Genomic DNA, 13,471 nt, shown 5'->3' on the forward strand with positions numbered 1-13,471 from the left:
GTATTCCTATCAACCCAAAAGACCAGGAAATCCGAAAGTTGTTTTCAAACTTTTGGTTTTCCTGGTCTTTTTCGTAGTAAGTAATGGTGTACTTTATTTGTCTTTGCGTTTGCCTTTATTCTTTTTGTTCTTGGTTTTCACTTTTGTCCGTTTCTTGCGGATTGGCTCTTTTATTTCATCTGCCATTTTGGGATGAACAGCTTCTTTATTCACAATTTTTTTCTTGGTTTCTTTGACTTTTCCAAGTACTTTAGTCGTCGGTTCTTTCTTTTCAGGCTTCTCCGTTTGGATAGCTCCCCCTACGAGATAGACTTCTTCTAGTATCAGATTTAGCTGATTGGCCAATTTTTTCAAGTCTTTTACTGATTGCTCTGTTACCAGTGTCAACACACGACCATCTGCTCCCATTCGCCCGACTCGACCTGCTCGATGGACATAGCTCTCTTTGGTTAAAGGAACTTCTGCATTGACGATAAATGGTAGTTGTTCAAGGTCTAACCCTCTGGCAGCAATATCGGTCGCTAACAATAACTGAATCTTTCTTTCCCGAAAGGCCGTCAGTGCCAATTTTCGAAGTTGTTTGTTTTGATCAGAAGCGAGCGATGCTGCTTGGATATGGTGAAACTGCAGCTTTTCTTCCGCCATCCCGAGTTCACTGAGCTGATTAAAAAAGACCAATGAGTGAAAATCTGGCGTATGTGCCAGACGTCGCAAGCTTTCTACTTTTTTTCTAGCTGGTATCATAATGTATTGATGGGCGACAGCACCTTGGCTAGTATCGACTTGTGTCACATCAATCACTAATAGATCAGGAACAATTTTTTTAATTGGGGATAGCGCAGCATCTGCAGTCGCAGAGAAAAAGCCAAATGTTGATTTTTTCCCAACGGCTTGGATGATTTCTTTTACTAAACCTTGTTGATCATTGTTAATCAGCTGATCCGCTTCATCGAACATCACCGTTTGAATCAAAAAGGGATTCATTTTTTTTGCTCGAATCAATTCAACGATGCGACCCGGTGTCCCGACAATTAATTCCGGATGGTGCTTTAGCTTTTCAATTTGGCGCTGAATATTGGCACCGCCAATAGCTGATTGAGCAGCAATACCAAGATCTTCTGCCCAAGTTTTTGACACCTCAAGCACTTGCATCGCTAATTCTTGCGAGCTTGTCACGATCAAAACTTGATTGCCTTCGCCTTTTTTTATACCTAATAATGTCGGCAATAGGTATGCCAGTGTTTTGCCAGATCCAGTCGGTGAGATACCCATGATCGATTGTTTCTTTCTTAATGGTTCAAATACCGCCTGTTGAATGGCAGTCGGCTCGGTAAAATTACTTTCTAACCAGCGTTTCTCCCATACTGCAGGGATTTCATTGTTTAACATGTACTTCCTCTATTCTTTCTGATCTGCTGGAAAAACAATGCCAGCTTTTTGTCTTAGTTTGTATAAAATTTGGTGAACAGTTCGCGCGCTATCTAGCCAGCTTTCATAGCGCTCGCGGTCTTTTTCCGTGGGATTTTGTAGAATTATCGCAAAGTCGACTGCTTCTTCAAATAAAGGATTCTCATGACTTTTTGCTAAATCTAGAAAATTGGTTTCCTTGGTCATCCGATTGTAATGAACCACTTCTTTAATGGCGTTCACACCATCTAATTCTACTGTACCATCTGCCAGATAAATCTCCGACTTCGCAAAAGAGTCCCCTGTCTTTCCGTGATGAATGACCACATCGAATGTATCATAATGCAACAAGCCATAGCCACTACCATCAACACCAGTGGCAATCTTTTGAGCAAAATAATCAACGTCACGCGGCGCTCCAAACAACCCCACAGCCGCATAGACTAAGTACACCCCTAAATCCATCAATGAGCCTCCAGAAAACTTTAGCGAAAAAATATTCGGTTCATTTCCTGCTAGTACCTCATCATAGCGAGAGGAATATTTCATATATGTAAAGCTTGCCCCTTGAATTTGATCGATTGGAGGTAACGCATCTCGCACACGCTGAAAGTTTGCCTCATGAATATTTCTAGCAGCTTCGAAGAAATAGACGTTGTTTTCATTTGCAAGCTGGATTAGGTCTGCCAGCTCTTCGGGTGTTGATACAGCGGGCTTTTCTACAATGACACTTTTCCCATGAGACAGTGCGGCTTTCGCTTGTTCGTAATGCAAGCTATTGGGCGATGCGATGTAGATAACATCAATCACTGTGGAAGTAACGAGTTCTTGAAGCTCTTCAGTAACTAAGCAGCTTGTATACTGTCTAGCGAACGCCTCTGCTGTCTCCTTTTTACGTGAGTACACCCCAGTTAACTGATACTTTCCAGAACTCAATGCTCCATCCACAAATTGATGAGAAATCCAATTGGTACCAATTACCCCTAACTTAATCATAGCTTTTTCTCCTTTCGCTCTTAACCCATGTTAATCGGCGCATACAATGAAATCTCTCCAGGTAAATAATCTGGACCATAATACTCCTGGATTGCTCCGATAATTTCAATGCCTTCATCAGGTACGACTGTTTCAAATAAAAAACGCACAGCTTCAGATACAAGGGGAATCGTCGTTCGTATGACAATGTATTCCATTGCTGGTAGAATAGACCGGTGCCAGCCTGGCGGACAAGTCATTTGCAGCGGGACATCAATTCCTGCTAAATACAAACCCTCTCCATCAATCCAAGGGGAAAGCCATTCTTTCGCATCAGACATGATTCCCCAACAAGGAATCGATTCTTCAGGTATCGCTAGTTGTTCCAAAATATCAGGAAGCTTCTCCTCTAAAGAAAACCAAAGTGTTGGGACCCATTCTTCACTTGTCAAAACATCACCTATCCCTTGCACACCTATGATGGCTCGGTCATCTTTTTTGACACGTTGATATGAAAATTCCATCTAAAAACACCTCGTAAACTAAAAAAATCCTATCAAATAATGTAACTTTTTATAAAATTCGTTATACTCAATATAAGGAGTTGAACGTATGTCTATTTTACCATTATTTTTATTCATTCTCTATTATAGTATCGGCTTTGCGGCAATCTTTTTTTGGCGAAGAAAGAAAAACGAACCGGATCATTTCTATTTTCAAGCAGCTTGGGCATTATTAGCGATTGTTCTTTACACTGGAACACTGGAAGTATTGAAAGGAACGGCTTACTTTTTTATCCCTTTGGCCTTCTTTTTGCTCTTTTATTTTATTTATCGCAACAATCGTGCACGTTTAAGAAATGGTCTGTTTTTCCAATTCTTCTTAGTGATTTTTGGTATTTATTTGCTTTATAATTTTTATTTGACGAAAGATTTATTGGTTGCAGGTCTGTTTGTTGTAGCATTGGGTATTTTTGTATTGATCGCTGCATTTGGTTTAATTGGCCTTTTAATCTTCCTTTACTGGAATGCCGCCATCGTCTTAAAAAAAGAATCCCGCAATGTAGCGAATCTATTAACTCTCTTACTGGCACTCTTTTTGACGATATACTTAATCTTTGATTTCTTCTTGCAGCCACAGTCACCATGGTACATCAAGATTCCCTTTACGTACTTATCCATTGTTCTTGGCTATCTATTGATGAATTTTATAATTTTCCTGACAGCTACGTTGCTTTACCAGTTTTATTATCCGAAATACAATCAAGACTTCCTCATCGTACTTGGGGCAGGGTTAATAAATGGCGAGCGAGTGACTCCATTACTTGCTAAACGAATTGATCGCGCAATTCTTTTTTACCACACACAGCGGACGAAATCTGGCCATCCATTAAAATTAATTATGTCTGGTGGGCAAGGTGCCGATGAGAAAGTACCTGAAGCAGTCGCCATGAAGCAATATGCATGTGAACAAGGGGTACCCGAAAGCGATGTATTACTCGAAGCGAACTCAGCGACTACCTATGAAAACATGCGCTTTTCAAAAGAATTAATTGAACAATCAGCCGTTAACGATCCAAAGGCTATTTTTGTATCCAATAACTATCATATCTTCCGAGCGGGCATCTTTGCGAGAGAGGCAAAATTATCGGCAGAAGGCATTGGCTGTAAGACCGCATTGTACTATTTACCGAATGCTACATTACGCGAATTTGCGGCAATTTTAGTCATGCATAAGCGGCTACACACGATTGTTGTAGCACTGATTACCGCGTACTTTGCCATTTCTACTCTGCTTTATTTAATTAATTAGAAAAAAACACTTAGCGAATTCCTACAACTCGCTAAGTGTTTTTTTAATTGTGATGTGCATTTTGTACTACTCGACGCTTCATTCTGGAAGTTAATGGCGTCATCGCTTCTTTTACTGCACAATATTTATCCACCATTGTTACGATATAGCCTTCTTTGTAGCGCGGTGGAGCAATTGTTGCTCCCCACATATGTTTAATAATAATGTCTTTTTCAAGTGGAGAGAGAGTCGTAATTTTTTCTGCATTTTTCACAGCAATCCGCGGATGCATATACGCATGACTTCCTCCGTCAAACTTCGTTGTACGCCAATCATAATAAAACAAATCATGGAGTAATCCTGCGCGCGCTGTTGCCCGTGCATCGCCATGAACTTTTTTTGCGATTAAGTAACTACGATAAGAGACACTAATTGAATGCTCTAACCGTGTGGAATGAAGATGTTGAACGAATTCTGATAATCGTTGTACTTCTTCCGTTTCAAGCAAATCACCTACATAAGACATGTACTCCGTATCCTCTTGCCATTTTTCTGTCATAAATTCGAACGCCACCTCTAAGTTTTTGTACAATTGTACCTTTTTCAGTGTAGCACGATTTATTTGACGACTCTAGCGATATTCTTACAAAATTGCAAGACTTAACGATTTCTTAGGAAAAATGATACATGAGAATGCCAGCCGCAATCCCGACGTTTAATGACTCAGCTTTGCCGTAAATGGGAATATAAAGATTGGCATCGGTCTGAGCTAGAATTTCTTTTGCGACTCCTTGGCCTTCGTTTCCCATAATCAGCGCTACCTGATCTGTCTTTTCAACAGTATCATACGCTACCGCCTGCTCATTTAGCTCTGATCCATATACAGGGATGCCCGCTTCTTTGAATACTTGACAGATGTCTTGAATGGTGCCATTTTGAATTTCGATATGAAAATGGCTACCTTGCATGCTACGCAACGTCTTTAAATTATAAATATCTGCTGTCCCCTCGCCAAGAAAAACGCCTGTAAAACCGGCAGCATCAGCTGTACGGATCATTGTCCCTACATTCCCAGGGTCTTGGACGTTATCAAGGAGTAACCATTTCCCTTTCACACGCATCTCTTTCACACGTGGTAACGCAACTACAGCCATAATTCCTTGTGGCGTTGGCTGTTCAGAGATGGCTGCCATCACTTCTTCGGACACATACGTCACATCAAGCACTTTCTCTTCAATCCATGCGGCCCACTCTTTGGCACCTCGCGGACTGATGAGAATATCCACGACTTCTGCTTGTGAGTTAACTGCCTCTTCTACCAAATGAAATCCTTCCAAAAGATAGCGTTGTTGATCCTGACGTCCTTTTTTGCGGTGTAGTTTTTTTAATTCTTTTACATAGGTATTTTTTGTCGACTGTATTTCCATTATTCTCCCACCTCATAGGCATTATACCATGAAACAAGTGATTCAAATATGCTAATATAAGAGATGAAAGGGGCTGGACAAGATGCGTAAAGTACGAATACATGTCGCTGGACGCGTGCAAGGCGTTGGCTTTCGCTATATGACAAAGATGGTGGCAGATCAATTGCAAATCGGTGGCAGCGTGAAGAATGAATCGGATGGTTCGGTTACTATTTTAGCGACAGGTGAAGAACAAGCAATGGCAACCTTTATTCAAAAAGTAAAGCACTCGCCCTCACCTGCAGGACGTGTGACTCAATTTGAATTAACTGAGGAAAATGAGCTACCTGACTATTCCTCATTTCAAGTCGTCTATGAATACTAGATTGTTTGCATTTTTCTTCAAATTCATGAATCATAATTGAAAAAGCAGTCCAAGTCTAGTATAGTTGGTTTTGTGTAAATTTTGAAGTAAAGGAAGAAATAAATGAAAAATAAAAAAAATTGGCTTATGGGTAGTGGGCTCTTTGCCTTAGTATTCTTTTTATCAGGGTGTGTGAAGACGATTGCCGGACCGAACAACACGCGCGTTCCTGACCCGGATGGTTTTATTTACAAAACTTTAGTCGTTCCTCTTGGTGACTTCTTGACCTATTTAGCAACCAATTTCAACTGGGGCTTTGGTTGGGCGATTATCATTGTAACTATCGTCGTACGAATTATCTTGTTGCCAATGGGAATTAGCCAGTCTAAAAAAGCAATGGTTCAATCAGAAAAAATGCAATACTTAAAACCACAAATGGATATTGCTCAAGCAAACTTAAAACAAGCAACGACACGGGAAGAACAATTAAAAGCACAAACAGAAATGCAAAAAATCTATAAAGAAAATAATGTCAACATGTTAGGCGGAATTGGTTGTCTACCCTTACTAATTCAAATGCCCATCTTCTCTGCTTTGTACTTCACTGTAAGTTACACGCAAGGGATTAACACGGCGACCTTTATGGGTGTCAATCTTGGAAAAGCCAATTTGATTTTCGTGGCATTAGCTGGACTTTCTTATGTCGGACAAAGTTACCTCTCACTCATTGGTATTCCTGAAGAGCAAAAGAAGACCATGCGGAGTATGATGATTGTCTCTCCATTGATGATTGTCTTTATGTCGTTAAAAGCACCAGCCGGAGTAACGCTGTACTGGGTAATTGGTGGGATATTTAGTTGTTTCCAAACGTTTATTACCAATGTCCTAATGAAACCAAGAATCAAAAAACAAATTGAAGAAGAAATGCGATTAAATCCACCGAAAACAGTTGTGACACCAATCGTTAAAGATGTGACACCGACTGCACAAACAAAAAAAGCAACAAAAAATAACCCAACTAAAGGTCGGAATGCTGGGAAACAAAGAAAATAATAGGCTGAGTTAAAATTTTCCAGCCACAAGTAAAAAGACCCAAAAGTCCAGATGGATTTTTGGGTCTTTTTATCGTGTTAGTCGGAATTTCACAACTTGTCATTTATATCACGATCACTTTTATTCAGCCAACTCGTTTATAGCCTAGCTTCTTTTTCAAATTTGATTAAGATGCCATTTGGATCTAGAATCCATAAGCTTCCTTGTTCATCTTTTTCAAATGGTACTTTTTGCTCTGCCCAGTGGCTTTCAATGCGAGCGAGCTCTTCATCTTGAGTCACATAGAAAGAATAATAGGCCAATCCTAAATCATGTTCAGTCATAGCCGGTACATTTCTACCCATCCAGATATTTGAGCCAATATGGTGGTGATAGTTTCCTGTTGCAAAGAATTTTGCTTGGTTGCCGTAATTATTTTTTAATGATAAGCCTAGGATATCTGTATAGAAGTCTTCTGTCTTTTGCAGATCAGCGATTTTCAAATGAACATGTCCCACTTTTGTTCCGCTTGGAAAGCCATTCCATTTTTGCGTTGCTTCATTGACAACGCCTTGTGCATCCATCTCTTCAGTCACACCGATAATTTCACCGTCTTCACGAATGTCCCATTGATCGACTGGTTTGTCGCGGTACACTTCAATACCATTTCCTTCTGGATCACTCAGATACAATGCTTCACTATAGCCATGGTCGCTTGCTCCGACTAACGGCGCATCAATCGAGAGATAATGAATCAAGGCGTCACCTAAAGCTTGACGACTAGGTAAAAGAAACGCGACATGATAGAGTCCAGTTCTTCTTGATAATGGTAATGGATTTTCCACTTTAGTCAAAATCAATAATGGCACGCCATCTTCTGTCCCAAAAGAAACAGCATCATCTTTTTTACTTAAAACTCTTAATCCAATCACTTCTGTATAAAAAGCAGTTTGTTTTTCTAAGTCAGCTACTTTTAATGTTACTAATCCGGTATGTGTTGTTTCTGCTAATTGAAATTCTGGTACTCTTACTGTCATTTGATTTTCCTCTTTTCGTTTGATTGATAAAATTCTTTGGCATCGTTGATTGCTTTATAATGAATGCCATGGCCAACTGGGTATTCATTATATGAGACTGTTTCTAGTTTTAGCTTGGCAAACTTGGCATATGATTGACCAATTTCTCTAGGGAACAGCTGGTCCGTTAAGCCTTGTGAAATGAATACTGCTGTTTTCGATTTTTCATCAGTAATTGTTTCATCGGCTAGCTTTTGGTAAAAGGCAGGCATCCGTGCACTAAATAAAAATACTTGACTTAGCCAATTCGGATAGAGATAGGTTAACCCTAAACCAAGCATTGCCCCTTGACTGAAGCCAAGAAACATAAGCGGATTATTCGTTAAGTTCTCTTCTTTTACTTTCGTTTCGATAAAATCATGTACAGCATGAATGACTGGTTCGATGACTTCTATTTCTGACTTTTCTCTAAAATCAGGTACGAAAAATGCAAAGCCTGGTCCAAAAGATAAATCAGCTTGAATATTTAATTGAATCGCATTGTTATCAATTTTTGTTGCGACTGGTGGTAAGTCTTCATAGTTAGATCCCATACCGTGAGCAGTCACGATAATCGGCGTTTGTTCATTATAATTTTCTGGATAAGACCATTTTGATAGGTACATCTGTTGTCCTCCCTTTCCTTTCAACAACATCAGTATACAAACTTACTAATTGTAAGTAAATGGATTTGCTCAAATAAAATAGCCATATTTCGGAGTGTTCCACTGAAGTAACAACTCGCTGAAATATGGCTAAACATACACTTACTGAATCAATTCAAAAATATTTTTCCCCTTGGAGTAACTCGCTTTTACCGGCTTCATACGCACGATAAATTCCGCCGAACAAGATGCATCGACTAAAACAAACGTCGCATCCATCCCTGCTTTTAACCAAGGCTGCATCTTCTCATCTATAGGCTGAGGAAATCAATTACAAGGAATCAGTCAATTCTCTTTGGCCTTTTTTGCCGAAGATTTCGCAATAATGGTTTAATTTCTCCAAAATATTTCCTGTACCAAACGGAGACCAAGAATCATAGACATTGTCGTAACCAATATGGACGCCCACACCAGCTGCCTGTAGTTCGACAAGCGGTGGGACAATCCCATTAAAGCGTGGTTGCAGTGTCACTCTAAAATGAGTATAGTTGAACCCAAGAGGTGAGTAAATGATACAAGCATATGTAAATATTTTCATTATTTTTTCGTTAATGTTTTTGGGGTATTTTTTATCTTTTAAACAATGGTTTAGCAATCGTTCAGCCGATGTTTTTTCAAAAATTTTATTAAACTTATCTTTGCCATTTAGTATGTTTTTAAATATTACAGCAAACTTTAATAAGAGTGAATTTTTGTCGCTCTTTAGTGGCATGATCATCCCTTTAGTCTCAATGACGATAACCTACTTGACTAGTTTGGCGTATCGTTCCTTGATGAACGTCGAACAAACCCGCCGAGGAACGTTTACGACCATGTTTACGTGCTCAAATACGATTTTTATTGGACTACCGATAAACCTTGCCATTTTTGGCGAAAAAGCGGTACCTTACGTATTGCTTTACTACATTGTCAATACATCTATTTTTTGGACAATCGGTATCTATGAAATCGCCAAAGACAACTCCCAACTTCATGAAACGACCATGACTTTTCATCCGCTCGTTGCGCTGAAAAAAATTTTTTCTCCGGCTTTAATTGGATTTATGATTGGTTTGGCGTGGATGTTTACTGGTGTGAAAGTTCCTTCATTTCTCCAACAATTCGGAAATTATTTAGCCGATCTGACTACGCCATTGTCGATGTTTACGATTGGGATTATGGTTTACTTTAATGGCATTAAAAATTTGATGTTAAATCGTGATATCGTTGGCGTTCTACTTGGTCGCTATCTCTTATCACCCTTAATTGTTTGGTTGTTAGGCTTTATCTTTCCTGTATCATCCTTGATGTTAGCCGTATTTATGGTTCAGTCAGCTATGCCTGTCCAAAACTCTGTGCCTATTTTAGCGCGCGCGTACAAAGCTGATCAGGAATTTGCAGCATCAAGTATGGGTTATTCCGTATTGATCTACTTATTGTATATCCCTCTATTGCTAAAAATTATCTATGCCTTATAAAAAAAGCGACTGCATGCCAGTGTCGCTAAGAGCCTGAATCAAGCTCTTAGCAACATATAGACAGCAGTCTCTTTTTTATTTTGTAACTAGCTGATCCAGACTTGCAATCGCCAGAACCATTTTTGAAATTTTTGCTAATAAGGCTAAGCGGTTTGCTCGGATCGATGCATCATCTACCATGACCATCGTTTGATCGAAGTATGCTTCAATCGCCGGGCGGAGTGCAACTAGCGCTTGGTAGTTTTCTGCCATTGTATTTGTAGCAAAATTCGCTTCAACTTCCGTGACCGCTTCGAACAATGCTTTTTCAGCTTCATTTTCAAAAAGATCTGGTTGAATGTCTGAATTTTTCGTTTCTTGTTTTTTCGCTAAGTTCATCACACGCGTCAAAGCTTCCATTGACGGCTTAAACTCTTGATCGGCTAAATGTTGGGACACTAATTCTGCAGCTTGGAACAATCGACTCACATCTTTTTGTTCTGATGCTAAGACGGCTTCAATGACATCATGACGAATATTCCGGGTCGCTAAACGCTGACGCAGACGTGCTTTTAAGAAGTCACTGACCAAGTTGTTTTCATCAGATAGCGCAATGCCATATGTTGCTTGATCTTCATTGATTTTTTCTTGTATCGCCCGTTGTAATTTTTCAAATGGGAAATGCCATTGTTTCGCTTCGATAATGCGAATGATACCATATGTTTGACGACGCAAAGCATACGGATCATTTGACCCACTAGGAACCATACCAGCAGCAAAGAAGGTCAAGACACTATCGACTTTATCGGCAATAGCTAAGACTGAACCCACGACTGATTCAGGTAATTCACCTTCACTAGCAATCGGTAAATAATGTTCACGTATAGCTGCTGCCACACTCGCTTTTTCTCCTTGTAATAGTGCATACTTTTCACCCATAATGCCTTGCAGCTCAGGAAATTCGTCGACCATGTTTGTTACGAGGTCAAATTTGTAAATTTCACTTGCACGCTGTAAATCAGTCAATTCAGCGGATGATAGACCAACAGTCTCACCAATAATTTGTGCAATGACGCCTACACGAGTCATTTTTTCATAAATTGACCCAATTTTTTCATGGAAGGCAACATGTTTTAATTTTTCAACACATGCAGCGATGGTTAGTTTTTGGTCCTCTTGATAGAAAAACTCAGCATCTTCTAGACGAGCTGTCAGTACCTTTTCATTCCCTTTAATGACATTTTCAATGGCAACATCATTTCCATTTCTGACAGAGATAAAATGAGGGAGTAATTGTCCATCTTCCGTCCGAACATCAAAATAGCGTTGGTGCTCTTTCATTGATGTAACAAGGACTTCTTCAGGGATTTCCAAATATTGTTTGGCAAAATTACCGACAAACGCAGTCGGATACTCGACTAAATTCGTCACCTCTTCTAACAAATCTTCATCTAAGAAAACTTGCCACTTATTTTTTTCAGCAATTGCTGAAATTTGATTGACTATAAGCTGTTGTCTCTCTGCTGAATCAGCAATAACACTTTGCTCTGCTAATGTCTCGACATAGTCATGCGCCCTCTTAAATGTGACTTCATGTCCTAAGAATCGATGGCCTCTTGAATGACGATCAGTTTTCACATCTAAAATTTCAAATGGAATGACTTCTTCGCCAAACAAAGCCACTACCCAATGAATCGGACGAATGTATTCAAAATCATATTTGTTCCAGTGCATAGTAACAGGGAAGGTTAAACTTGTAATGACTTCTTTTAATCCGGTCAAGACATCAATCGTCTGTTTACCTGTCGTTTTCTTTGTTGCATAGACGTACTCAACGCCATTTAATTCTTTAAAGGTGATATCATCCGTTGTTAGTCCTTGTCCGCGCACAAATCCTTGGGCGGCTTTTGACCAATTTCCTTCTGCATCTAGAGCAATTTTTTTAGCAGGTCCTTTGATTTCTTCTTCAATATCGGCTTGACGCTCAGGAACAGCTTCGATAAGGACAGCTAGGCGACGTGGTGTTGAGTAAGCACGAATATTATCATACGATAAGTGTTGTTCTTCAAAAAAAGTTGCTACCTTTGCTTCTAATTGATTCATACTGGGAACAACGACATGAGCCGGCATTTCTTCTAAACCAATCTCAATTAATACATCTTTCGCCATCTTATTCACCCTCCTTTAAAAGTTTCGCAGCTTCCTCACGACTCAATAACGGATAGCCCAGTCTTGCACGTTCGGCAACGAAAATTTTGGCTACTTCACGAGCCATATTACGGATTCTAGCTAGATATCCCGCACGTTCAGTCACAGATACAGCTCCTCTAGCATCTAGTAAGTTAAAATTGTGGCTACATTTTAAAATATAATCATAAGCTGGATGAACTAATTTCTCTGCAATGCACCGTTTTGCTTCTTTTTCAAAATTATTAAAATTGTTAAGCAATAACTCTTGGTCACTAAGTTCGAAAGAATACTTTGAATGCTCAAATTCTGGTTGATTAAAAATTTCGCCATACTTCACGCCATCTGTCCATTCCAAATCATAAACACTTTCAACTTCTTGGATATATGAAGCCAAACGTTCTAGACCATATGTAATTTCAGAAGTGACTGGATGGCATTGTAAGCCACCTACTTGTTGGAAGTACGTAAATTGCGTGATTTCCATCCCGTCCAACCAAACTTCCCAACCTAAGCCTGCACAGCCCATTGATGGATTTTCCCAGTTGTCTTCAACAAAACGGATATCGTGTTCAAGAGGATTAATCCCAAGTAGTTGCAGACTTTCTAAATACAACTCTTGAATATTTTCTGGTGAGGGTTTCATAACTACTTGAAATTGATGGTGTTGATACAAACGATTGGGATTTTCACCGTAACGGCCATCATCCGGTCTTCTTGATGGTTCGACATAGGCTGCATTCCATGGCTCTGGGCCAATTGCTCGTAAGAAGGTGTACGGACTCATCGTACCGGCACCTTTTTCTGTATCATAGGCTTGCATCAGCATACAGCCATTGTCTGACCAAAATTTTTGTAGCGTTAAAATCATTTCTTGAACAGTTAACTTTTTCGCCATAGTATTCTCTCCTTTACATTAAAAAAAGCCCCTATATCTGTACAAAGACAGATATAGGGACGAGTACGCTCGCGGTTCCACCCTACTTCCGTAAAGCCATTCTTTACGGCACTTTCATACTTGTGCTCCCATTGCCCCTAGAAACATATCAACTATCTGCTCTCACCAACTCAGACTCGCTATCAGTATCAATTCTTTCTTTTGATGTTCATCACACACTATTTAATTCTTAACAATGACATCATAGCGATGTTT

General features: G+C 39.6%; 15 protein-coding genes. 4 read left to right on the top strand and 11 right to left on the bottom strand.

Annotation, left to right across the window (positions count from 1 at the left end; genetic code table 11):
* Nucleotides 1–93: 93 nt before the first annotated feature.
* From NE257_RS05265 to NE257_RS05275, 3 genes are read right to left on the bottom strand one after another with little or no spacing between them, the layout of a single operon-like run.
* Nucleotides 94–1,389 (bottom strand): DEAD/DEAH box helicase, encoded by a 1,296-nt coding sequence (locus tag NE257_RS05265; RefSeq protein WP_251885956.1) that lies wholly within the window; start codon nucleotides 1,387–1,389, stop codon nucleotides 94–96.
* A 9-nt stretch (nucleotides 1,390–1,398) separates the two neighbouring features.
* A complete protein-coding gene (locus tag NE257_RS05270; protein ID WP_251851721.1) occupies nucleotides 1,399–2,403 on the bottom strand; it encodes a Gfo/Idh/MocA family protein in 1,005 nt (334 codons plus the stop codon).
* Between the two features lie 20 nt (nucleotides 2,404–2,423).
* Nucleotides 2,424–2,906, bottom strand: a complete 483-nt coding sequence (locus tag NE257_RS05275; protein ID WP_007208100.1) for a GyrI-like domain-containing protein — start codon at nucleotides 2,904–2,906, stop codon at nucleotides 2,424–2,426.
* 88 nt (nucleotides 2,907–2,994) lie between these two features.
* Between NE257_RS05275 and NE257_RS05280 the strand changes: the two genes are divergently transcribed.
* Nucleotides 2,995–4,194 carry a YdcF family protein gene (locus NE257_RS05280; RefSeq protein ID WP_251851723.1) on the top strand — a complete coding sequence of 400 codons (1,200 nt, stop codon included), beginning with the start codon at nucleotides 2,995–2,997 and terminating at the stop codon, nucleotides 4,192–4,194.
* A gap of 43 nt (nucleotides 4,195–4,237) precedes the next feature.
* Here the strand turns inward: NE257_RS05280 and NE257_RS05285 are convergent, their stop codons facing one another.
* Both NE257_RS05285 and NE257_RS05290 read right to left on the bottom strand, forming a co-directional pair.
* Nucleotides 4,238–4,732, bottom strand: coding sequence for an HD domain-containing protein (locus tag NE257_RS05285; RefSeq protein ID WP_007208098.1), 495 nt, complete (start codon nucleotides 4,730–4,732; stop codon nucleotides 4,238–4,240).
* Between the two features lie 112 nt (nucleotides 4,733–4,844).
* Complete coding sequence (locus NE257_RS05290; protein ID WP_251852415.1) at nucleotides 4,845–5,603, bottom strand: TrmH family RNA methyltransferase; 759 nt, start codon at nucleotides 5,601–5,603, stop codon at nucleotides 4,845–4,847.
* Between the two features lie 79 nt (nucleotides 5,604–5,682).
* On the opposite strand from NE257_RS05290, the gene NE257_RS05295 reads away from it, so the two are divergent.
* Both NE257_RS05295 and yidC read left to right on the top strand, forming a co-directional pair.
* Nucleotides 5,683–5,964, top strand: a complete 282-nt coding sequence (locus tag NE257_RS05295; protein ID WP_251851724.1) for an acylphosphatase — start codon at nucleotides 5,683–5,685, stop codon at nucleotides 5,962–5,964.
* A 102-nt stretch (nucleotides 5,965–6,066) separates the two neighbouring features.
* Nucleotides 6,067–6,996: a membrane protein insertase YidC gene (gene yidC, locus NE257_RS05300; protein WP_071859124.1), complete on the top strand. Its 930-nt coding sequence runs from the start codon at nucleotides 6,067–6,069 to the stop codon at nucleotides 6,994–6,996.
* Nucleotides 6,997–7,133: 137 nt separating this feature from the next.
* Here the strand turns inward: yidC and NE257_RS05305 are convergent, their stop codons facing one another.
* The 4 genes from NE257_RS05305 to NE257_RS05320 form a co-directional block, all read right to left on the bottom strand.
* Nucleotides 7,134–8,012 (bottom strand): VOC family protein, encoded by an 879-nt coding sequence (locus tag NE257_RS05305; RefSeq protein WP_251851725.1) that lies wholly within the window; start codon nucleotides 8,010–8,012, stop codon nucleotides 7,134–7,136.
* Nucleotides 8,009–8,656, bottom strand: coding sequence for an alpha/beta hydrolase (locus NE257_RS05310; protein WP_007208093.1), 648 nt, complete (start codon nucleotides 8,654–8,656; stop codon nucleotides 8,009–8,011). The genes NE257_RS05305 and NE257_RS05310 overlap by 4 nt, the downstream gene beginning before the upstream one ends.
* A 141-nt stretch (nucleotides 8,657–8,797) precedes the next feature.
* Nucleotides 8,798–8,938, bottom strand: a complete 141-nt coding sequence (locus tag NE257_RS05315; RefSeq protein ID WP_251851727.1) for a hypothetical protein — start codon at nucleotides 8,936–8,938, stop codon at nucleotides 8,798–8,800.
* Nucleotides 8,939–8,966: 28 nt separating this feature from the next.
* Nucleotides 8,967–9,167: a hypothetical protein gene (locus NE257_RS05320; RefSeq protein WP_251885957.1), complete on the bottom strand. Its 201-nt coding sequence runs from the start codon at nucleotides 9,165–9,167 to the stop codon at nucleotides 8,967–8,969.
* Nucleotides 9,168–9,204: 37 nt separating this feature from the next.
* Between NE257_RS05320 and NE257_RS05325 the strand changes: the two genes are divergently transcribed.
* The gene (locus tag NE257_RS05325) at nucleotides 9,205–10,152 is read left to right on the top strand and encodes an AEC family transporter (RefSeq protein WP_251885958.1); all 948 of its coding nucleotides are present in this window, start codon (nucleotides 9,205–9,207) and stop codon (nucleotides 10,150–10,152) included.
* 75 nt (nucleotides 10,153–10,227) lie between these two features.
* Here the strand turns inward: NE257_RS05325 and glyS are convergent, their stop codons facing one another.
* Nucleotides 10,228–12,300: a glycine--tRNA ligase subunit beta gene (glyS, locus tag NE257_RS05330; protein ID WP_251851730.1), complete on the bottom strand. Its 2,073-nt coding sequence runs from the start codon at nucleotides 12,298–12,300 to the stop codon at nucleotides 10,228–10,230.
* A gap of 1 nt (nucleotide 12,301) precedes the next feature.
* Nucleotides 12,302–13,216 (bottom strand): glycine--tRNA ligase subunit alpha, encoded by a 915-nt coding sequence (gene glyQ, locus NE257_RS05335; RefSeq protein WP_007208088.1) that lies wholly within the window; start codon nucleotides 13,214–13,216, stop codon nucleotides 12,302–12,304.
* Between the last annotated feature and the right edge of the window lie 255 nt (nucleotides 13,217–13,471).

The sequence above is a fragment of the Enterococcus italicus genome, assembly GCF_023743875.1.
GTDB lineage: Bacteria > Bacillota > Bacilli > Lactobacillales > Enterococcaceae > Enterococcus_G > Enterococcus_G italicus.